The 22713-nt window shown below is 50.3% G+C and carries 16 protein-coding genes and 1 pseudogene; 7 read left to right on the plus strand and 10 right to left on the minus strand.

Going from position 1 to position 22713, the window contains the following annotated elements; translation table 11 throughout:
• The 5 genes and pseudogenes from EA58_RS20765 to EA58_RS20775 form a co-directional block, all read right to left on the minus strand.
• Nucleotides 1-584 (minus strand): annotated as a pseudogene (locus EA58_RS20765) (hypothetical protein); the annotation flags it as partial.
• Nucleotides 585-626: 42 nt separating this feature from the next.
• Entirely contained in the window at nucleotides 627-1328 is a 702-nt protein-coding gene (locus EA58_RS20770) for a hypothetical protein (RefSeq protein WP_051641823.1), read from the minus strand.
• A complete protein-coding gene (locus tag EA58_RS01105) occupies nucleotides 1325-5539 on the minus strand; it encodes a LysM peptidoglycan-binding domain-containing protein (RefSeq protein ID WP_036747966.1) in 4215 nt (1404 codons plus the stop codon). The genes EA58_RS20770 and EA58_RS01105 overlap by 4 nt, the downstream gene beginning before the upstream one ends.
• A gap of 272 nt (nucleotides 5540-5811) precedes the next feature.
• Complete coding sequence (locus tag EA58_RS01110) at nucleotides 5812-7179, minus strand: cytochrome-c peroxidase (RefSeq protein ID WP_051641824.1); 1368 nt, start codon at nucleotides 7177-7179, stop codon at nucleotides 5812-5814.
• 199 nt (nucleotides 7180-7378) lie between these two features.
• Nucleotides 7379-8506, minus strand: coding sequence for a right-handed parallel beta-helix repeat-containing protein (locus tag EA58_RS20775; protein ID WP_051641825.1), 1128 nt, complete (start codon nucleotides 8504-8506; stop codon nucleotides 7379-7381).
• Between the two features lie 381 nt (nucleotides 8507-8887).
• Between EA58_RS20775 and betI the strand changes: the two genes are divergently transcribed.
• The 6 genes from betI (at nucleotide 8888) to choV (ending at nucleotide 16012) form a co-directional block, all read left to right on the plus strand.
• Nucleotides 8888-9478, plus strand: a complete 591-nt coding sequence (gene betI, locus EA58_RS01120) for a transcriptional regulator BetI (RefSeq protein WP_036747968.1) — start codon at nucleotides 8888-8890, stop codon at nucleotides 9476-9478.
• A gap of 86 nt (nucleotides 9479-9564) precedes the next feature.
• On the plus strand, nucleotides 9565-11025 hold the full coding sequence (betB, locus tag EA58_RS01125) for a betaine-aldehyde dehydrogenase (RefSeq protein ID WP_036747970.1): 1461 nt from the start codon (nucleotides 9565-9567) through the stop codon (nucleotides 11023-11025).
• A gap of 56 nt (nucleotides 11026-11081) precedes the next feature.
• Nucleotides 11082-12776: a choline dehydrogenase gene (betA, locus tag EA58_RS01130; RefSeq protein WP_036748180.1), complete on the plus strand. Its 1695-nt coding sequence runs from the start codon at nucleotides 11082-11084 to the stop codon at nucleotides 12774-12776.
• A 156-nt stretch (nucleotides 12777-12932) separates the two neighbouring features.
• Nucleotides 12933-13877: a choline ABC transporter substrate-binding protein gene (locus EA58_RS01135; protein WP_036748182.1), complete on the plus strand. Its 945-nt coding sequence runs from the start codon at nucleotides 12933-12935 to the stop codon at nucleotides 13875-13877.
• A 75-nt stretch (nucleotides 13878-13952) separates the two neighbouring features.
• Nucleotides 13953-14801 (plus strand): choline ABC transporter permease subunit, encoded by an 849-nt coding sequence (choW, locus tag EA58_RS01140; RefSeq protein WP_036747973.1) that lies wholly within the window; start codon nucleotides 13953-13955, stop codon nucleotides 14799-14801.
• 2 nt (nucleotides 14802-14803) lie between these two features.
• Nucleotides 14804-16012 carry a choline ABC transporter ATP-binding protein gene (gene choV, locus EA58_RS01145; protein WP_036747976.1) on the plus strand — a complete coding sequence of 403 codons (1209 nt, stop codon included), beginning with the start codon at nucleotides 14804-14806 and terminating at the stop codon, nucleotides 16010-16012.
• A 79-nt stretch (nucleotides 16013-16091) separates the two neighbouring features.
• Here choV and EA58_RS01150 read toward each other — a convergent pair whose 3' ends face one another.
• From EA58_RS01150 to EA58_RS01165, 4 genes are all read right to left on the minus strand, one after another.
• Nucleotides 16092-16844, minus strand: a complete 753-nt coding sequence (locus tag EA58_RS01150; protein ID WP_036747979.1) for a glucose 1-dehydrogenase — start codon at nucleotides 16842-16844, stop codon at nucleotides 16092-16094.
• Between the two features lie 83 nt (nucleotides 16845-16927).
• Nucleotides 16928-17233: a DUF1330 domain-containing protein gene (locus EA58_RS01155; protein WP_036747982.1), complete on the minus strand. Its 306-nt coding sequence runs from the start codon at nucleotides 17231-17233 to the stop codon at nucleotides 16928-16930.
• A gap of 273 nt (nucleotides 17234-17506) precedes the next feature.
• Entirely contained in the window at nucleotides 17507-17821 is a 315-nt protein-coding gene (locus EA58_RS01160; protein ID WP_327078512.1) for a DUF2834 domain-containing protein, read from the minus strand.
• Nucleotides 17822-17835: 14 nt separating this feature from the next.
• Nucleotides 17836-18090 carry a hypothetical protein gene (locus EA58_RS01165; RefSeq protein ID WP_036747986.1) on the minus strand — a complete coding sequence of 85 codons (255 nt, stop codon included), beginning with the start codon at nucleotides 18088-18090 and terminating at the stop codon, nucleotides 17836-17838.
• A 278-nt stretch (nucleotides 18091-18368) separates the two neighbouring features.
• Between EA58_RS01165 and EA58_RS01170 the strand changes: the two genes are divergently transcribed.
• On the plus strand, nucleotides 18369-20012 hold the full coding sequence (locus tag EA58_RS01170; RefSeq protein ID WP_036747988.1) for a GMC family oxidoreductase: 1644 nt from the start codon (nucleotides 18369-18371) through the stop codon (nucleotides 20010-20012).
• A 131-nt stretch (nucleotides 20013-20143) separates the two neighbouring features.
• Here the strand turns inward: EA58_RS01170 and EA58_RS01175 are convergent, their stop codons facing one another.
• Entirely contained in the window at nucleotides 20144-22216 is a 2073-nt protein-coding gene (locus EA58_RS01175) for a competence protein CoiA family protein (RefSeq protein ID WP_152547901.1), read from the minus strand.
• Between the last annotated feature and the right edge of the window lie 497 nt (nucleotides 22217-22713).

Genomic DNA, 22713 nt, shown 5'->3' on the forward strand with positions numbered 1-22713 from the left:
ACATCACACAGAAACATATAGATGTCCCATTGATACAAATCATTCACTTTGGATATCACCAGTCGGTAATGATGATTTTCCGAAAATGGAAAAACTTCGACTTCCGACTGTTTATGAAAACCAGTCATCTTAAACGACAGCAACGCAAACGCGCCTGCACCCACAAAAGCAAGCGGCCCCATCATCAGCCCGGCAATCAGACACACCCCAATACCGAAATAGGCCATGCCCCGGGTGGCTTTGTAGAAAATTTCCGGCACCCGTTCTGTTTTCTGAACAATGATCCCTTTCGGCGTAATTTGGCCTTTGTAGTCATAGTCTACATCAAACAGGAAATAACTCACCGGAGAGAAAATTGCGACAGAACAAGCCCACATATAAAAAAAAATGACATAAGGGCTTAAGTAGTAGAACAATCCATAAAGCAAAGTGAAGAATCCTGCCATAAACCACGGCATGAGATGCTTATCCTGAGAGCGAAGTACGCATTCCCACTCGTAGATCACTTCCGCATCCAGTACTTGCTGCCGCTGCTGTGCCTGATAGGCTTCAGTGTATTCCGGTAAAGATACGGTCGTACTCATAATTATCTGTCGATATTTCTCATCCAAATCAATCAAACAAGTTCAATCTGAAAACTGAACATATCGTTTCAATATATTTTCTATTTCCGGAAAATCTGGTGAATGACACTGAAATCCAAACCAATACATATTATATAAACTGGCGTCTTCTATCTCAGGAATATCACACATGAGCGAATAAATATCGTCTTGGTAAATTGTCTCTGCGTCAGAATACGTCTGTCGATACTTAGCGCTTTCAAAAAAAGGATAAACCAATTGCTGCGGTTGCTTATGAAACCCCGTCATTTTAAACGACAGCAACGCAAACGCACCCGCCCCCACAAAAGCAAGGGGGCCCATCATCAGCCCGGCAATCAGACACACCCCAATGCCGAAATAGGCCATGCCTCGGGTCGCTTTATAGAAAATTTCCGGCACCCGTTCGGTTTTCTGAATGATGATCCCTTTGGGCGTGATTTGTCCTTTGTAGTCATAGTCTGCGTCAAATAGAAAATAATTAACAGGTATCATAATCACCATGCTAATTACCCATAGATACAGAATATTGATATCTGGAGTCAAAAAATAAGCCCCTCCCCAAAATGTACTGACCATCCCCGCCACAATAAAAGAACTATACGATTTAAAATGAGTTCTCAATTTACACTCCCATTCATGCACAACTTCCGCATCCAGTACTTGCTGACGCTGCTGGGCCTGATAAGCTTCGGTGTACTCCGGTAAAGAAATGGTCGTGTTCATAATTCCTCAATTTTCACTGAAAACAGTTGATGGCCGATCATATCGCTTGCTTTGCCATCTTTCATCACATCCGTCTCTGTTTTGAGTTGCGGGTGCAACTGATACTGATAATGTTGTGCCGTTTGCGCTGTCTCTGCAAAAGGGTTCCGGTTATTCACCGTTGCAAACACACGGATCGTGTCGATTCGTTCAACCCAAATCGGAATATCCAGCACCAGCGCCGGCACCTTGTGTTCGTCATATTCCCAGTATCCCCGGGCGATATCCAGCGCGGTGAGCGGATAACTGAACGCATCAACTTTCATGACTTTGTGGTACCCCTCATACACTTCCCGCTCACGCAGCCCCGACACGGTGACGCCAACGGAGACACACTGACCGGGGCGTTGCTGCGGAAACGTAATTTTCAGCTGTTGCTGAAAGGTATAGGGTAACGGCGCATAAGGCGACGCAACGGTGCCCGGCAGTTGCTTGAAACTTTTAACAGTGCCCTGAATCTGCGGCTGATTCAGAATTTGCAGCAGGGCCTGATATTCCGCGGTTGCCGTCCAGTCTCCTTGCGGTTCTTTCCCCCAGATACTTTTACGCAACCAGTTTTCCAGCGGTGATTTTTGCAGCATATTCAGGAGGACGGAGACCACCAGATAAGCGATCCCCAGCCAGAGCCAGGCGGCCACCATCCAGCCCTGAAGTACGGCTCCGATAGCCAGTCTATTAGCTGAAGATATCAATCCCCGAATGGCTAAAATTCCCCAGGTGAAGCCTTGTACACCTAAGATCAAGCTTTTTGTATAGAGCAAACCTTTTTCCAAATTGAAGTCAGCTTTCCCGGCATCCAGAAAAGTCCGGTAGGCTTCCCAACCCGCAGCAATCACACCCAGCATGCCGGTCATCACGGAGCGCTTCACATAGTTCTGGGCTATTGCTTTGACATCAATACCTTTCCCTGATGAAACAATTTGGTTTAACCTTTGATTAAGCAAAACAGAATGCTGCTTCACCCGCTCAAACGCCAGCCCGCGGAAGATCTCACTGGTGGCATGCATCAGCCAGGCGGTACTGAAGCCCACCACATGAAGCTGGGTGCTGGCATCCACATTCGGTGTCGATGCCAGTATCTCTGCGACGGCAATCTGCTGTGCAACCACGTTGATGGCATTGAGAAACGCGACCACAAAGTCCAGCCGGCCGATACGACTGAAGCCCTGACTGGCCCGGTCGACAAAGCCGTGATACGACCGCAGGTCTTGACCATTAAAGCTTTCGAACACCCCGGGAGCTTCCGTCACCATCTGGCCGACCCGGGCTTCCATTTTCTGTTGTTTCAGTTCAAGGCTGGCCCGGTTTGAGGAATCGGCTGGCATCCGCTTCAATTGATTCTCCAGCGACTGCCATTCCAGCACCGCTCCCGTAAACCGTTGACGATAGGCGCGACTGGTGCCTTCAAAGGCCGGGTTCATGCCAATTTTCCCCTGAGAAACCTGCTCCAGACTCCAGGCCATGGCTGCAACATTGAATCCGGCCCGGAAGCCGGCTTTTCTCATCGCGATCCCCTGATAAGTCAGACATCCCCGCTGGAATCCCTGACCTGTCACCTTGTTTAACGCGCCAATCGCGCTCTCAATTAATCCGTCCAACGGCACCGCCATCGCCAACGTCAGATGATATAACCCGCTTTCACTCTTCAGGCCGTACCCCAGCACGCTGTTCAGACCGGCAACCACACCCGTCACAGGCACAGACTCCCGCTGCAAATCAATCACATCGCTTTCTTTCACCAGCTCATCTGTTTTGGCATAAAACTCTGCCGAGAAAAATGAGGAAGCCAGCGCCATCAGGTTATCCGGTTTTTCCTGAATCAGTGCGTCTGCCAGTTTCCGCTGCATCGTCTCATCGTGAGCGCTGCTGTTAAGCGCGGGCAGCAGTTCACCGAAGAGTTCCATCAGGTAACCCATGTGATCACTGTAAAGAATATCCAGCCCCAGATGCATCGGCTCCGTGCCGAGTTTGGGTAACGCAGACAGCAAGCGATCGAACGCGCCGGGAATTGCAGCATAGGCGTGCGACTGTGAGGCCAGGTAATCTTTATAGAAGGCATCCAGATCGTCCCAGTTCACTTGCGAATGGGCTTTGCGCCTGTCGGTATAATCCTGAACATAATCCTCAACCCCGAAAAAGCCCATCCCTTCCAGAGTTGCCTGAGCCTTGAGGCTGGCCTGCCGGTAAGCTTCAAGATCCTTCAGGCGCTGAGGCATCATGTTATCTGAGCCTAATTGCGGCAGATGGACTTTCTGGTACTCATATTCCAGACAGACATCCAGCGCGCTTTCAAACTCAACCCATTGTTCAGGCAGGATTTCCGGCATTTTATCTTTCGGGATCGGTACCCGAACCATCGAACGAATGGCTTCTGCCAGCACCACTTTGCGGTGCGTTGGCTCATCCGGCGTTGTCGTCAGCACCGGTTCCAGCAGTGCGAGATACAAATCGCTCAGATCGGCCAGCGGGTCGTCAAGCGCCACGATTTGCTGCGCATACGCTGAGGGCGCCTGATAGGTGTAACTGGCTAGCGTCTTCTTCGGGGGGATATGAATAAAATCGTTCGGTCGATCAACGTCGCCAGACAGCGGCGCACAGGTGCCGGCAAACCGCTCTTGCGCTTGCGCATTCACATCTGCGACATAACATTCCACCTGAGCAACATCAGTCCGGTGAGTTGCTGCGCCCGAAGTGTTCAAATTCACTTGCCGCAGCCAGCAATCCCGGGCTTCGGCATTGCCAAGATAATAATCACAGATGCGATCCGTCCACCGCTTCACGGCATACGCCAGATAGTACGGGCGATCCGACACACAAAGAATATGGGTTTTGGGCCGACCGGGCTCAGCTTTCTGACGTGCTTCAGCCGTTTGACCGATGACCCGGCGGAACTCACCCTGTTCAATTTTGTATTCTTCCAGCGTCCAGGTTTCAGAATCCGGGACCGGAGAAAGCGCATACAGCCAGCCATCACGCAGCTGACGCAAGGTATAAGGGGTATCATCTGCCTGAAAAATACCGCCGGAGAAGGTTTCCGTATCCGGAATGGGGTGTAACCCCTGTCCTTGCGCATTGCACGCATCCAGAGCATAGCGCACCGGGGAAAGCGCGGTAAACCGGCCGCCATCCGACTCGGCCACTTGCACCACCGGGAAATCTGCCCTCGTCTTTGACGGCTCAATCGCGAAAACACCTTCTCCCAGCAGCGCCGCCGAAACCGGGTAACTCACATCCTGCCCGTGGTTATAAATCCCGACCGGTTCAAGATAAAGCGAGCTGCCGATGGTGAGCTTCGTTTCCCGACCCCGCCAGTATGGATTCAGTGCCAGCAGGGTCTCCAGTGTGATTTGGTGCTGCTCGGCAATCTCAGATAACGTCTCTCCCTCAGCCACGGTGTGCTTTTGACGCTGCCCGCTATTTTCTGTCAGCGGGATCATCTGGTGCATGTCCAGCCTGACGCCATGCGCTTGCAAAAATGCGGTGTCCATACTCTGAATTGCCTCATCAGACAAGGCTTCCCGGCTATAGAGCAGGTACTGATCCTGAATAACCTGACCGTTTCTTTGCCACAGTGCCAGAATGTATTCCAACGGGCGATCAACCGCCGGTTCCGGATACATGGCCTCCGGACGGCTTTGCGTCACCTGAAAACGGGGATAAGTGTCTCCCATGCAACGGAATTCGCTCACCAGCCGGCCTTCCAGAAAATGATAAAGATACCCTTCTGTCGGCAGCCCCAACTGCTCCCCCATCCGAATGGCAGGACGCACCGGGACAAAGGCTTCTTTCACAACCGCTGAACATGCGTCATGAGGTTCGACCGCATCAATCACAAGCATCGATGAAGGATTGCTGTACCAGCGGACAGCCAGCGACTTTTCCTCCGCGGCTCTGACGTCACAGGCAACATACGTGTGATGACCCTGTGGTTTTTCATCCCATTGACGGATCGCCGCTTCTTCTTCTGTTTTTTTGAGTTGCAGAGATAAATAGGGGCTGACGTATTGTCGGAACGTTTCCATTCGGCAGGCAAACGCAACAGTATAGCCAAAGCCCGGTGCCGGCTCGACATCCGGTACGGGTTCTGCCTTCGAGTTGCAGAGACGTTCGTCCAACGGCGGAAAAGCCGCATTCACATAGCGAACAGGAGGATGATTGTTTTTGAATGACATGGCAGTCTCCGTGAATCAGAAAGCCCGGTCATTGTAGGCATTCTGTCCATATGAGGCATCTGTCATATCCCCGGAACGGACAGTCAAAATCACAGTTGACACTGTCATTTTGACTATTTATGCGGTTATGAGTATTGCTTCGCAGGATAAGCTAGCCATTTTTCATCTGATTACACCTCGGGAAGCCGTATCAGCACATCATCACCAGCCGAAAACCACACTTTTGAAATCATTTGCCCGTCTCTTCCAAGACGGGCAGCGACAACATCTGATCAGGGCGTTGTTCCTCCCGCATCCGGTGTCTCCTCAGGCGATGTCTCTTCAGGTGATGTTTCTTCCGGCAACGGTGGCGGGAACGGGTCGCTGAAGATCGGATTGGTCAGGAAGCCTTCATCGGTCAGGGTCTCCAGGAAAGCCACCAGCGCTTCTTTATCAGCCTGTGTCAGATTCATTCTTACAGGTCGGCCGAAACGATCCCGCAAATCCGGGCTGAGATTATTATGGTTATTGATACCACTGTTATAAAACTCAATCACCGACATCAAATCCGGCAAGTGTCCGTCATGGAAGTAAGGCGCACCCACCGCGATATTGCGGAGTGAACCGGTTTTAAAGAATCCGGCCAGATTCCCCCCCACACCCTGATCCGGGTCGTTATTACTGACAGAGCCATTATTATGATTCCGGTCGAGCACAAAAGCCGTCGTGGTATGGCAACTGGTGCAGTTCAAATTATCGAACAAGTCCAATCCTCTGAGTTCCTGCTCGCTCAGCACCGGTTCCGGAACATGATTCAGCTCAGCCTGTACGGCCAGGTCAAATTTGGAACCATAACTCACCATGGCACGCATAAACTGAGAGATGGCTTTCGAGATCCGGTCACTGGTGATCGCTTCATCCCCAAAGGCATCGGTAAATAACTGACCATAAAAACTGGTCTGCCCCAGCTTGGTTTCCAGATCAAACAGATTCATCCCCATTTCTACCGGATCCTGAATCGGCATCAGGGTCTGGTCTTCCATCGTCGCAGCCCGCTCATCCCAGAAAAAACGACCGGGATCGTAGTAACGGGCATTACTCAGTCCCATAGAATTTCGTCCCGTGTGGCCCCCTTCAAAACCAGTGCTCAGCTGAGCCGGATCCGTAAAACCATGTGATTGCTGGTGGCACGAAGCACAGGCAACCGTATTATTTGCCGACAGACGAACGTCATAAAACAGAATTCGCCCCAGCTTCGCCACAGGGTTGCTCAGTTCGTTATCCCGTGGCGTATTATCTTCCGTCGCGACACTTCGGAATCGAATATTATGAAACTCGGTACTGGAAATACTGGTGTAATAGATCGGTTGGCCGGCCACATAAGACTCATAATCCGGATTAGTTTCTGTATCCGGCAACGGCTGACCGTCGATATCGACTCTAGGTTCAGGTTCCGGATCGGGATCCGGTGTCGGGTCATCTCCTGGATTTTGGCCATCTCCCGGCCCGTCTCCCGGTGTTCCGCCCGGATTATCACCGGTCCCATCGCCGGGTACGGCGACCGGTGGCGTATTCGTATCCGATGATGCATTGTCATCATCATGACATCCCGCAAGCGCTATCAATACGACTGCCCATAAAAAGACATATGTATGTTTCATGGTGACACCCCTGCCTAACCACTGCATTTTTTCTTATTCGTCGAGGAAATCTGCGGTGTATGCCGCATAGTGAAAACAGTAGCAGTCGTGCGGGCGGGAAGTTTTCTGATTTTTAAGACCCAAAATCCCGGTCATTCACCGGGATTAAGAGTTTTTTACCATATTTCACAGCACTTTTTTGGGCTGAAGGTATCCTGTGCTAGAAGCCCATCTCCGGCAATGCAGGAAATGCACCCATACCATAAGCCGATCGGCTCTCGAAGAAAGTATTGCCAGTCGCGTAGTCCGCTTTATCCACTGGTGCCGGACCCACCACTTCATTTTTATGGACCTTGAGCTTGTAGCCCCCGGCCGACGGCAAAGCCAGCAACTGATTCCCTGCCTGTCGATCCAACACAATCACATTGTTGTCCAATGTCACGCGATTCTTTTTCGTCGCATCATAGGTCGCTTCCAGACCAAAGCCAATCAGCTGACGGTTGACAGAGTTCGGCCCCTGCTCAAGCACACTGTTCCGGATCACCAGTTCCCCCCCGTTCGGGGTATCAACCAGACGGCTGTCATTGCCGTTTAGCGATGCGATTTCACTGTATTCAATCAGGGTATGCTGCGCCCGGCTCTTGATCTCATGTCCCTGATCTTTTGAACTGTAAAAACGGCTATACCGAATGCTCAGGCTATCGTTATTACTGTAAACCGCATGGGCTCGCCCCGCCTTACCCAGACGTTCAAAGCGACTGTGCTCAATCGTCAGGCTGCCCGTGCCAGGCGCCGACAAAATGCCTTGTTCACTGTCGTGAAAGTAAACCTGAGATAACACCAGATCGCGCCCCTGCTGACGCACGCAGGCACCATTCTGGTCCGGAACAGCAACCTGACTGCACTCGATATTTTCAATCCGGACCCCATCGCCATCAACAATAAAAGTTGCCTTTCCCATCAGCTGCGCCCCGCGAAAGTGGGTTTTTCCGCTGCCCGTGACTGTCACATTATCCGGTTGGATCTTCAGACCGCGTGTATAAGTACCATTACCAATCACGACCGTACTGCCGGCCTGAATAGCCGCTTCTGCTTTTGCCAGATCGGTATAGGTGGTTCCGTCAACTTCAATCGTCTTATCCGGCGCTGTGTCTGCGGGCGGTTGAAGCGGGCCTGAGGTGTTCGATTCATCCGGCAGTACACTACTGGATTCATTCCCCACAATCGCAGGTTCCCTGTCCTGAACAGTAACTTCCGGTGATGAAGGACTGCCCCCGCCGCATCCAGCCAGCGTCAAAGTAACCAGAAACGCACAGCGTGTTTTCCATGGTGAAGATAGATTCTGCATGTCGGTGATCGTTCTCTGTCAGCAAAAAAACGCATGCATTGTCAAAAATCGGCAAGCAATTTTTGTCAAATTCAGGTGAAAAATCGTCACGTTTACCAAAAATAGAAACAAAGTTTGTGATTTTTATAGACTTTTTCACTTTTGAGAGAGTTATCAAATACGCGAAAGATTTGACCGCAAAAGGAATTTTTCTCGCATTCACATTTTGAAATCATGAAACCAGTGAATACCAATGAAAAAACAAAACGTTAGAGCACAAATCCCGTCAAACTCATTACACAACCAAACATTACACCCCTAAACAATTTTTGACTTTGATCAATCAATGTGACATTTTGTTTTTAATTAAACGTTCAATCAAAAAAGAATTGGTGACTGATCATGCCCAAAGTCGGAATGCCGGAAATCCGAAAACCACAACTCGTGGAAGCCACGATGGCAGCCATTGATGAAGTGGGTCTGGCAGGTGCGAGCGTGGCACTGATCAGCAGAAAGGCCGGTGTTTCACCAGGTATTATCAACCACTACTTCGGCGGGAAACATGGCCTGCTGGAAGAGACCATGCGCTCGGTGCTGCGTCAGCTCTCTCACACCGTGATGGAACATCTGGCGACTGTCGATAAGAAAGATGTCGCGGGCCGGATTAAAGCCATTGTGGCCGGGAACTTCGATGGCTATCAGGTGGATAACAAAGTGGTTAAAACTTGGTTAGCCTTCTGGGCTCAGGCCATGCACGACCCACAGCTGCACCGCCTGCAGCGTGTGAACGAAAAACGCCTGCTGTCCCATTTACGGCACGAACTGAAGCAAGTCCTGCCAACCGAGAAAGCCATGTTTGTGGCTCAGGGGACAGCAGCACTGATCGATGGGATCTGGCTTCGCGGTGCACTCACACCGGGCGGGATCAGCCCTGCACAGGCCCAAGCCATCATTACCGATTATCTGGAAAAGCAACTGACCACGCATGGGTAACACCAGCATTTTCCAAACGAACAGACCCGATTCACTCTGGGGGCTGGTGAGACAACATCAGCCACGACACAGGAGCACAAAGCAGTATGACGATGACATCTCTGTACATTCACGGCCAGGCCATACAAGCCACCTCAGGTGAGCACTTCGAAACCCGTAACCCAGCCACCGGCGAAGTAATCGCTCAGGTTGGTCAGGCATCTGAAGCCGATATGGCTCGTGCCATTGCCTCGGCAAAAGAAGGGTTTGCGATCTGGTCTGCCATGAGCGGTGCTGAACGCGGTCGTATTCTGATGAAAGCCGTTGCTTTGCTGCGTGAACGCAACGACGCGCTGGCAGCACTGGAAGTTCAGGACACCGGCAAGCCGCTTCAGGAAGCCCTGGACGTTGACATTGTCACCGGTGCCGATGTGATTGAGTATTACGCCGGTCTGGCGGCCAGTGTTTCTGGTCAGCAGCAGGATCTCGGCCACGGCCAGTTTTTTTATACCCGCCGTGAGCCGCTGGGAATCTGTGCCGGCATTGGCGCCTGGAACTATCCAATTCAGATCGCGATGTGGAAATCTGCCCCTGCTCTGGCAGCCGGAAACGCCATGATCTTCAAACCCTCCGAAGAAACCCCGCTGACCGCACTGAAGCTGGCCGAAATTTACACCGAAGCCGGTGTCCCGGACGGCGTCTTTAACGTGGTTCAGGGCGATTACCGCGTCGGTCAGATGCTGTCCCGCCATCCTGAAATTGCCAAAGTTTCCTTTACCGGCGAATGCGGAACCGGAAAAAAAGTCATGGCTGATGCGGCAGGTTCACTGAAAGACGTCACCATGGAGCTTGGCGGGAAGTCTCCGCTGATCGTCTTTGATGATGCGCAGCTGGATAACGCCGTCTCTGCGGCCATGATGGCAAATTTCTACACTCAGGGCGAAGTCTGTACTCACGGTACCCGTGTCTTCGTTCACGATGCCATCTACGACGAATTTCTGACCCGTCTGGCTGCCCGCACCGCCAGACTGAAAGTCGGCGACCCGAGCGATATCAACACTCAGATTGGCGCATTGATCTCTTCAGATCATCTGGAAAAAGTGCTGGGTTTCATTGAAGCCGGCAAACAATCCGGTGCCCGTCTGCTGGCTGGTGGTCATCGCGTGACAGAAAACGGTCTGGATAAAGGCAACTTCGTCGCACCGACTATTTTTGCCGACTGCACCGATGACATGCCACAGGTCAAAGAAGAAATCTTTGGCCCGGTGATGTCTGTGCTGCGCTTCCGTGATGAAGACGAAGTGATCCGTCGCGCCAACGACACCGACTACGGACTGGCGGCCGGTATCTTCACGCAGAATCTGTCCCGGGCCCATCGCCTGATTGCGCAGATTGAAGCCGGTATCTGCTGGATCAATACCTGGGGTGGCTCTCCGGCTGAAATGCCGGTCGGTGGTTATAAGCACTCTGGCATCGGCCGCGAAAACGGTCTGGAAACCCTGAATCATTACACCCAGACCAAGAGCGTGCTGATTGAACTGGGTGATCTTGAATGCCCTTACCCGTAACCACTTATCTGGAAAAAGCACGCCAAGCCAAAGAGAACAGACGTAAAGGGAACGCCATGAAGCAAGAATTTGATTACATCATTGTCGGTGCCGGTTCAGCAGGCTGTGTGCTGGCAGACCGCCTGACGGAAAGCGGCGAGCATCAAGTGCTGCTGCTGGAAGCCGGTGGCAGCGACAAGAGTATTTTCATTCAGATGCCAACGGCGCTGTCGTACCCGATGAACAGCGAAAAATATGCCTGGCAGTTTGAGACGCAGCCTGAATTTGGTCTGGATGGCCGCCAGCTGCACTGTCCGCGCGGCAAAGTGCTGGGCGGCAGCTCTTCCATCAATGGCATGGTTTATGTGCGCGGTCACGCCTGCGATTTCGACGAATGGGAAGCACAGGGCGCTGAAGGCTGGAGCTACCGTGATTGCCTGCCGTACTTCCGTCGGGCTGAACACTGGAAAGGCGGCGAAGATGCCTACCGGGGCAGCCATGGCCCGGTCGCAACCTGTAACGGCAATGACATGACACTCAACCCGCTGTATCAGGCCTTTATTGATGCGGGTCAGCAGGCAGGTTACCCGGCGACTGACGACTACAACGGTTATCAACAGGAAGGTTTCGGCCCGATGCACATGACCGTCGACGCAGGTGTTCGTGCTTCGACCTCAAACGCCTACCTCCGTCGCGCCATGAAACGCAGTAACCTGACGCTGCTGACCGGTGTGCTGAGCCGAAAAGTACAGCTGGAAGGCAAACGAGCAACCGGTATCGAATTCGAGCGTGGCGGCAAAATCCAGACAGCTTCGGCACACAAAGAAGTGATTCTCTCTGCCGGTTCTGTCGGCTCGCCACAGTTGCTGCAACTGTCCGGTATCGGCCCGAAAGCGGTGCTGGAAGATGCGGGCATCCCGGTTCAGCACGATCTGCCAGGCGTGGGTGAAAACCTGCAGGATCACCTGGAAGTCTATTTCCAGTATGAATGTAAAGAACCGGTGACCCTGAACAGCAAGCTGGGTCTGATCAGCAAAGGGATGATTGGGACCCGCTGGATTCTGTTCAAAGACGGTCTGGGTGCGACGAACCACTTTGAGTCCTGTGCGTTTATTCGCTCCCGTGCGGGCCTGAAGTGGCCGAATGTTCAGTACCATTTCCTGCCGGCTGCCATGCGCTACGACGGTCAGGCAGCTTTTGATGGCCATGGTTTTCAGGTCCATGTTGGTCCGAACAAGCCAGAGAGCCGCGGCCGGGTTTGGGTGACTTCCGCCGACCCGAAAGCAAAGCCTGGCATTGAGTTTAACTACATCAGCACTGAGCAGGACAAGCAGGACTGGCGCGATACCATTCGTCTGACCCGCGAGATCCTGACCCAACCGGCGATGTCTGCCTATCGCGGACAGGAAATCCAGCCGGGTGAAGCAATTCAGAATGATGAAGCCATTGATGCCTGGGTTCGCGAGAATGTCGAAAGTGCGTATCACCCATCCTGTACCTGCAAAATGGGCAGCGACGATGATGCGATGGCCGTTCTGAACAATGACTGCCAAGTCCGCGGCATCGACAGCCTGCGCGTGGTGGACTCATCCGTGTTTCCAACAATTCCGAACGGCAACCTGAATGCGCCAACCATCATGGTTGCCGAAAAGGCTGCCGATAAAATTCTGGGCAAGCCAGCCCTGCCTGCGGCCCATGTGCCGGTCTGGATTGCGGACAACTGGCAGGAACAACAACGCAGCACCACGCCAGAAACCGCTGACGCAGACTAAGACGTCAGTCATCCGGACAACACCTTTTTCGTGGTGGTGAACTTCACCACCACCGGGCCTTCTCACCCCTGATTTCAGAGACAGAGAGCCCTTGACGAAGCACGCCTCACTCGAACACGAGGCTAAACAACAAACGAAATGGATAAAGGACAAGTCATGACGACATTGAAGAAGACCATCAAATACACTGCCATTGCAACTGTTCTGGCCGCTGGCGCTCAGCCGGTCATGGCCGCTCAGTGCGACACGGTACGTTTCTCGGATGTTGGCTGGACCGACATCACCGCCACCACAGCCGTGACCAGCGAAGTCCTGAAAGGTCTGGGCTACAAAACCAAAACTCAGTTGCTGTCTGTGCCAGTGACTTACTCTTCTATGGCCAACGGCGACATCGACGTCTTTCTGGGCAACTGGATGCCAACCATGGAAGGCGATATCGCAAAATACCGCGACAACGGCACTGTTGAAACCATTCGCGCGAACCTGGAAGGTGCCAAATACACACTGGCCGTCCCGAAATACGTCTACGACGCCGGTGTCCACAGTTTTGCCGATCTGGCGAAATTCGAAGACAAATTCCGTGGCCGCATCTACGGCATTGAACCGGGTAACGACGGCAACCGTCTGATTCAGGACATGATCGACCAGAATGCTTTTGAACTGGAAGATTTCCGACTGGTGGAATCGAGTGAAGCGGGCATGGTGTCTCAGGTGAAACGTGCCGTGAACCGTAAACAGTGGGTGGTTTTCCTGGGTTGGGCCCCGCACCCGATGAACAGCAGCTTCGAGCTGAAGTATCTGGATGGCGGTGATGACTTCTTCGGCCCGAACTATGGCGGTGCCAGTGTCTTCACCAACGTTCGGAAAGACTACATGCAAACCTGTCCGAACGTCGGCCAGCTGCTGCAAAACCTGCAGTTCAGCCTGGAGATGGAAAATGAGCTGATGGGTGACATTCTCAATGAACAGAAAAAACCAGCCACTGCCGCGAAAGCCTGGCTGCAGGAAAACCCGGAAGTTCTGGAGACGTGGCTGAAGAACGTCAAGTCACTGGACGGCAGCAATGGCACCGAAGCCGTCAAGAATTACCTGAAAATTTAATTTGATGCTTGCGGGCACTGAATCCAGTGCCTGTAAGCACAACTGCTTTTGTTGTACCCCTTTTAAGGAGTTATTGTGAATTTTATTACCGATCATAAGATCCCACTGGGTGAATGGATGGCGAACCTTGTCGACTGGCTGACCTTTAATGCGGCCGGATTCTTCGACGCCATCTCCTACAGCCTGGAATCTCTGATCATGATGCTGGTCGATGTTTTCAAATGGATGCCACCCGCGGTACCAATTCTGATGACCGCAGCCCTGGCCTGGGCACTGCACCGTAGTTTTTCTCTGGTGGCCTTTGTTGTCGCAGCCTTGCTGCTGATTCTGAATCTGGGTTACTGGCAGGAAATGCTGGAAACCTTTGTTCTGGTGCTCACCGCAACATCGATTTCTGTGCTCGTTGGCGTACCAATTGGCATCATGGCCGCCCATCGTCCGTGGCTGTATACCCTGATGCGCCCAATTCTGGACTTAATGCAGACCATTCCGACCTTTGTGTACCTGATTCCAACACTGGTGCTGTTTGGTCTGGGTGTTGTGCCGGGACTTATTTCTACCATTATTTTTGCCATTGCTGCTCCGATTCGACTGACCTATCTGGGGATCAGCCGCGTCCCGGAAGAACTGCTGGAAGCAGGTCAGGCCTTCGGTGCAACCCGCTCCAAGCTGCTGTTCAAAGTGGAACTGCCGGCGGCAATGCCAAACATCATGGCAGGGATTACACAGTGCATCATGCTGTCGTTGTCCATGGTGGTCATTGCAGCACTGGTCGGCGCCGATGGTCTGGGTAAACCAGTGATCCGCGCCCTGAACACCGTGAATATTTCTCAGGGCTTTGAGGCGGGTCTGGCGATTGTTCTGGTTGCCATCATCCTTGATCGCTTATGTAAAACGCCGGCCAGCAAAAACCAGGAGGGCTAATCATGACTGCCATTCGTATTGAAAACTTAGACGTTATCTTCGGTAAAAATACCGATCAGTCACTAGCTCTGCTGGATCAAGGCAAAAGTCGTCAGGAAATCATCGACGAAACCGGTGATGTTGTCGGGGTCGATCACGTCAGCCTGAATATTGAACAAGGTGAAATCTGTGTGCTCATGGGCCTGTCCGGCTCCGGTAAATCCAGCCTGCTGCGTGCGATTAACGGCCTGAATACCGTTTCCCGCGGGAAACTGGAAGTGCAGGACGGCGACACCATGGTCGATTTAGCCAGCTGTGATGCCAACACCCTGCGCCATATGCGAACCGAGCGCATTTCCATGGTCTTCCAGAAGTTTGCACTCATGCCCTGGCTGACCGTACTGGATAATGCCGCTTTTGGTCTGGAAATGCAGGGCATCAGCAAATCTGAGCGACGTCGCCGGGCGATGGAAAAGCTGGAGATGGTGGGTCTGGCTGAATGGAAAGACAAATTCCCGCACGAGCTTTCCGGCGGCATGCAGCAGCGTGTCGGTCTGGCCCGTGCTTTTACCATGGACAGCGACATCCTGTTGATGGATGAACCATTTTCAGCACTCGACCCGCTCATCCGAAGCCAGCTTCAGGACGAACTGCTGGAACTGCAACGCAAACTGAATAAGACGATAGTGTTTGTCAGCCACGATCTGGACGAAGCCCTGAAGATTGGGAATAACATCGCCATCATGGAATCCGGCAAACTGATTCAGCACGGCAAGCCGGAAGAGATTGTCCTGAAACCGAATACCCAGTATGTGAAGGATTTCGTAGCGCACACCAATCCGCTGAATGTCCTGCGTGGTCGTTCACTCATGACACCGGCCAATGAACTGGAAAGCCTGGAAGACATGCTGATCCTGAACCGCCACGAAGGCACTCGTCTGAATACCAATGAAGCAGGTGAAGTTCTGGCAGCAAGCCGTCAGGAGCAGGATTTAGCGCTGCAAAGCTGGCGTCAGGGGGATGATCTGGAGAGCCTGACACAAGAACACATTGTGACAGCCAGCCCGGATATCTCGATGCGGGATGCGCTTGAAATCCGCTATCGGACCGGCCAGCCCGTCCTGCTGACGGAACAAAAAGGTAACGATAAAAACAGACTGGTGGGTGTTCTGTCTGATCAGGACTTCTATCATGCTTTACTCGGGAAGCATTTTGAGGCGAAAGTGGCGTAACACAAGGTGATTCATACCAACCGGTCACGAAACATCGAAAGCACGCTGAGGCGTGCTTTCGTCGAGATGAAAACCGGAGTTACAACCCACCAGACGGGTCAATAAAACTACCGGTGACAAACGATGACTTGTCGGAAGCTAGCCAATAAATGGCTTCAGCAACTTCAATCGCCTGACCGCCACGCCGCAAAGGAATAATGGATTTCAGACGTTCAACCCGTTCAGCTTCGCCGCCGGTCTCATGAATATCGGTATAAATCAGTCCTGGCCTGACTGCATTCACCCGAATCCCTTCCTGCGCGACTTCCAAGGCTAATCCTCGGGTAAACGAATCCATTGCCCCTTTCGATGCAGCATAATCTACGTATTCATTCGGTGAACCGCTTTTCGACGCACCTGAGGACACATTCACAATACTGCCGCCTGAACCACCATGCCGCGTCGACATCCGTTGAATCGCTTCTTTTGAGCACAGGAAACAACTCATCACGTTGGTCTGTAATACATTCAAGAAACGTTCTTCAGAGATATCCTCCACCCGCGATTGCGTCTGTAAGATGCCAACATTATTCACCAGAACCGTCAGACACCCCAGCTCCCGATCAACCGTTTCAAATAACCGACGTACTTCACTGGATTGGGAAACATCTGCCTGTACCGTAATACATGTGCCACCTTCCTCGAGAATGGCTTGTCTGACGTTTTCGGCAGCGTCAGCATTGGCGATGTAATTAATACAAACTGCGTACCCTTCCCTTGCAAACAATTTGGCAGCCTCAGCGCCAATACCCCGGCTGGCCCCTGTGATCAGTGCGACTTTACCTGAGCCCATAATTTCCCTTTTCCGACTGAATGAAATAAAACGGTGAAATCACTGAGACCTCACCGACAGAAAAAATGCTCAAAGCTTACTCATCAGGATGCATCAGAGTCGTAGCGGGCGATCATTGTGGTATGCCGGACTGACTGCGAAAAGAATTGTTCTTTGACTTTCACATAATCCGGGTCCTGAAAGAATTTATTCTTTTGAAGTTCGTTAGGAAAACGAATCGTAAACACACGGTTGATGGGTTCAGAGACCTGAGACAACAAGACTTCAGACACTTGAAAATCATAACCAAAACTCCCGCCATAAGCTGACAATATAGGAGTCATGGCATGACGATAGTTTGCATACCCTTCATTATCTGAGACATCCAGTCCAACGATCATTTCATACATCGTTTCACTCCTCGCTTCAGTTGTTATGACTAAGAATCAATTCTGCGGTTCTTTTCCTCTATCCTATATTGCGCCTCTCCTGTTATCTCCAGAAACGAGGAAATTTCGGCTTCACTGGCAATGCAATGTGAGCACGATCAACAATTTAAAAAAATTAAAGCGGGCAGTGAAATAATCCAAAGCTGAGGGGAATAACGTAAAACTATAGTTTCAAACCAGGGTTTCAAACCAGATGGGCCAGAGAAGGTGACAATGTCACTATAAAAAGAAGTACTACAGGTGTTGCCTGGCTCTCAGGTATAGATAGAGCGGCAAACCACAAGAGACACCGATTGTCAGCGTGCCTATCACGGCCAGCCCGCGATAACGGATCTGGTGCTGTCGACCGTCCACCACAATAAAAATCAGGAGCGTTACCGCAGAAATCATCACATCCAGCCAAGCGAAAATACTGATTGGATTCGCAAGTGCTTGATTGAAGAACAGGGGAAGATCCGGGCCATGCACCAGCAGCCAAGGTAAAAAGCACCATATGGCAACGCAATGCCAAGCAATGTCAGGAAAAGCAGGACACTTTTCACCATCCATTTCCCATCATCAAATCAAAAACGGTCAAATTCGGGATTCGTAAGAATTCTGCCCCAGAATTCAGATAATCCGATGCCGGTTCTGATCCGTTCAGCCCAGACCGCACCAACCACCAGACCTATCACAGTAAAGCTGGCAATCACCGGTAAATTTAAATCACCAAGTAACAAACACACAGGCCCGGCGAGTAACAGGCCAAGTAAAGCAGGAGCAACAGCGATCAATAACCACAAAGTAGCGGCTACGAATCTGGAAATAATTTTCAACACAGTGACATCCTTTTTCACATCGTGATCTACAAAGAGACTTAGCGATCCTAATGCTCAATGCATGATGTTGCACTGATGATTTTGAATCACTGTCCAGAAATGTGATCCGGTGCATACGCAAGCGATTACGCATAAAATCATGATTTTGAACTGCTTCTTTGTCATGACCATGAAACAAAAATCAGAACGTCTCTGAAGATAATCATTTGGCGTCTCTGGCATATCTCTGTTTGTTAAAATGTTGATAAATTCTAGAGAGATACTTGCAAGGAGGCACGATGGATTCTCATTACGATTATATTGTGATTGGCGCAGGTTCAGCAGGCTGTGTCCTGGCCAATCGCTTGTCTGCAAACGGCACTGATTCGGTCCTGGTACTTGAAGCCGGCCCTTCAGAAAAGACCCCCATGGTCAGTACACCCGGCGCTTTTGCCTGTTTTATGTTTTCGAAAAAGTACAATTGGGCCTACAACGCTAAATCCGATCCCACCCTTCGACAGGGCCAGCCGGTTTTTGTCCCCAGAGGAAAAGTGTTAGGTGGGAGTTCCTCTGTCAATGCAATGCTGTATGTGCGTGGTCAGCGGGAAGACTATGATCACTGGGCGTCACTCGGCAATCAGGGCTGGGGATTCAATGACATGCTGCATTATTTTAAAAAAGCAGAGTGCAACGTGCGGGGTAGCGACGCATTCCATGGTGATCGGGGGCCGCTTTATGTGAGTGACCTTCCGGCGCAGTTCCCACTCAATCATGTGTTTGTGAAAGCCGGTCAGCAGGCTGGTTTCCCATATAATGCCGACTTCAATGGCCCGGTTCAGGAAGGGATTGGTTTTTATCAGTACACCATCAAAGACGGTCAGCGTTGTGGGGCCGCCCGCAGCTATTTACGTCCGGCCATGGCGCGAACCAACCTCACCGTGCTCACGGAAGCCCGTGTGAAAAACATCGTGATCGACAAAAAACAGGCGGTCGCTGTTACCTTCATTAAAAATGGCCTGGTACACACGGTTCATGCCAAACGGGAAATTCTCCTGAGCGGCGGCGCAATCAATTCACCTCAGTTGCTGATGTTGTCGGGCATCGGCGATCGGGACCATCTGACTGAACACGGTATCGACTGTCAGCATCACTTACCAGGCGTCGGCCACAACCTGCAGGAACACGTCGATGCCTGTGTACTGGTGAGAAGTAAGAAAAAAGATGGCGTGACTGCATCTGTAGGCGGCGTGTTACGCATGGTACCGGATGCTCTGAAATATCTGCTGAAAAAAGAAGGGAAACTGGCCTGCCCGATAACTGAAGCCGGCGGTTTTCTCAAATCCCGCGATGAACTGGATCGACCGGACATTCAGTTGCACATGCTGCCGCTGCTGTTTGATGACAGTGGCCGAAACCTGTCCCTCATGTCTCAGCACGGTTATTCCTGCCATGTGTGTGTATTACGGCCCAAGAGCACAGGAAGGGTCATGCTGAAATCTGCCGACCCAATGACTGAACCGGAAATCGACTTCAATTTCTTTGCCCATGAAGAGGATAAACAGGTGCTCGTCAATGGGGTCCGTCAGCTCCGTAAAATTTTAGCGGCACCAGCCTTTGATGCGTACCGTGCAGATGAGCTGGCCCCTGGGATTGAGGCAGAATCTGACGAAGCCATTTTTGAGAAAATCAAACAGCATATCGGCCTGGTGTACCACCCGGTCGGGACCTGCAAAATGGGGCACGACCCTATGGCCGTCGTCGATGACCAGCTTCGGGTTCACGGCATGAAAAACCTTCGTGTGGTGGACGCATCCATGATGCCCACGCTCATCAGTGGGAATACCAATGCCCCGACCATTGCGATTGCCGAGAAAGCTGCGGATATGATTCTGAGCCAACAATCCATTGAAACTCACACCAATGCGGCCCTGACAACCGCCTGAGACACAATAAGAAAAGTCGTTGTTTCAACTAACACCGATGTCTTAAGGTGATAAAGGATCTTACTGATACAAACGGTCCTTGATTTGGACCGTTTTTTCGTTCAGGAGGGACCTGTCATACAGACAGTAGCTTATCGCCTGCTATGAATACGTCGATATATGATATTGGAATCTTTGCCTTCTTCAAAATGTTTTAGTACTACCTTGATCAGATTAATACGTTCAAGATCATCTGAACTAAACTTAATTCCATGCTTAATCATGTACTGAATGCATGCAATCAACTTAACAACAACAGTTCTTTTTTTATTGAAGAACATAGACAACAATGCAGGTTCTACGATTGAGATTTCATCATGGTATGACTTTAACTGAATTTGCAAACTTTCCTTAAATACATTCAACATACCACGAATTGCAGATGCATTTTCTTGGTGCTGCTTATATTGAGATTTCTGGCTTAGGGAATAGGGATTACATCCAATGAACGTAAATGCCCTATCCAGTTCACTTTTATATAGATGGTGTGGTTTCCAAGGATTCGATACCATCGGAAAATGTTGCTCACAAAATACTTTTAAAGCACTCTGAATTGCCATTACCAATGCATTATCAATCATTTCAGCTTGTTTGGCATATCCATTTTCAGACGCCCAGAGTTTGATTCGATTGGCCTTAACCTTTAATGCTGCTGTATCAGATGGGATCTGAGAAAAACCCTGCTCCAACTCTTTTAAAAATGTGTCCATCACCGCAAATCCAGCCTGATGCCTTTTCAATTCGGCCTGTCGTCGCTGATCTTCGTTTTTTTTCTGAATCTCAACAAGTACCTGCAGCCGCCGCTCACCTCGTGAAATACGCTGATTCAACAAAGATGAATAATTATCCTTATTGTTATAGGCCTTTAATTCACTCAGTTCCATTTGAAGATTGTCCAAACTCAGATATGGTCTGGGTTCCTTAACCTGGTACAGCACTTCATTGACCCGGTTACGGCGGATGTTCAGTATGTACGCAGCTTTTTTTCTAGACTGGCTGAGCAATAAGTCCTGATAGGCAGTATCATATCGGGCCTCAGCCTGAGCCAGTAGTTGCTTTAATCTTAAATTAAACCGGTAGTCTACAGGAATACGACTCAACCCATTCAGGTGTTCTCGATAATACACAGCGGCTTCAGCAGTGCGAATAAAATACTCCCCTTTCGCTGCCAATCTGATTGCCCAAACCTGTTTTGCCAATTCAAGTCGCTGTCTTGCTTCTTGTTGAGCAAGCGACTCAATAAAACTTAATGACGTTTGTATTGCAAATGGGAGCCGAACCTTTGGTGAAAGATTCAACTGGCTGGCAGCTCGCAGGGAGCGACAAAGCGTAAACTCTATCGTTTGTCCCTGCGAATCATATGTCCCCTTAGGATAAAGGACCTCAAACCATAATTGTCTGTATTGCTCAGTCTTCAGCTTGGCTTCATCGGTTAAGATGAATGCGTTGCACTCCACTTCTGTAAACACATGATCTAATTCAATTTTTCTCGTAGCTGGAGAACCAAAAAGCACAAGGTTCAACGTGGTATTGTTGTTCTCGTAACATGTTGGAGAAAAGAGCCAAATTAAGTTGATCCCCTCTCTGCGGAAAAATGCCTCACGCTGTGCCACTACTTCCGGACTCATCCACCACCGAGTCAATTCAATAACAAACCTGTTATCATTGATATCTTCAAAATAGATATCAGGTCGACGCCTTGCGTTAACCTCAGGATCTTTTGAGAAAATATACCGTTCCACCTTTACGGACGATGCCACAACATCACAAGAGTTTCGCAACTGCTCGGCCAACCATAACTTGTGGTATATATGCCATTTACCTTCACCATGATAAACCGAACCTGTGCTGAAAAAAGATGTGGTGTTGGAATGGAACATGCAGATTTGTGCGCCGTATTCATCCTCTGCTTTCAGCATATCGTGCCTGAAGTAAGCTGAAGTTGTCGCAGAAGCAGCCACATACTGTAAGGGACATCGGCACTGTGCGCATCGGGCGTACACCTTATTTTCTGCGGCAAGATTCGCAATATTACTTTTCAAGATAGACTGAGCTACGACCTGATGACCTTGCCCTATCACTTCAACCAAGTCACTTGCTAAAATCAAGTGCTCGAATCCTTCTACTTCAAGCTCCCACATCTGATGTTTTTCGATCGAATTCATTTAAATAACGCTTTCGGCCAAGTCATTAAGATTACACAGTAGCTCATTTGTACCAAATCTCTTGGCTAAAAACACCTTTTATGACTGATACTGATTCAATTAATCCCTCGATTCACTTTAAAAATGCGCATATTTTCTGATTGAATGATTATCGACTTTCCACTGTATTGTTCTGTTCAACACTTACGTTTCTTTCGAAGATGTCGCAGGAATGCCCCCTTCCCGTTCTGTGCATATAGATGGTATAAGGTACCCCAAGATGTCTATAAAATATGACTTGTTTTTCCAAGAGGCTAATCAAAGCCACCTTTACAAGCTTAAGAGATATTTAAATTAGCTACCTGATTAGTGATGATATCATCACCTCGGAAGTTAACAGGTGACCAATGACAAAACGTAGTAGAAGAACATTTACCTCAAAGTTTAAACTTGAAGCTGCCAAGGAACTAACCAATAAACTCACCATGAATAAGTGAGTTCACGAACTCTAAAGAAGA

Source organism: Photobacterium galatheae, from assembly GCF_000695255.1.
GTDB lineage: Bacteria > Pseudomonadota > Gammaproteobacteria > Enterobacterales > Vibrionaceae > Photobacterium > Photobacterium galatheae.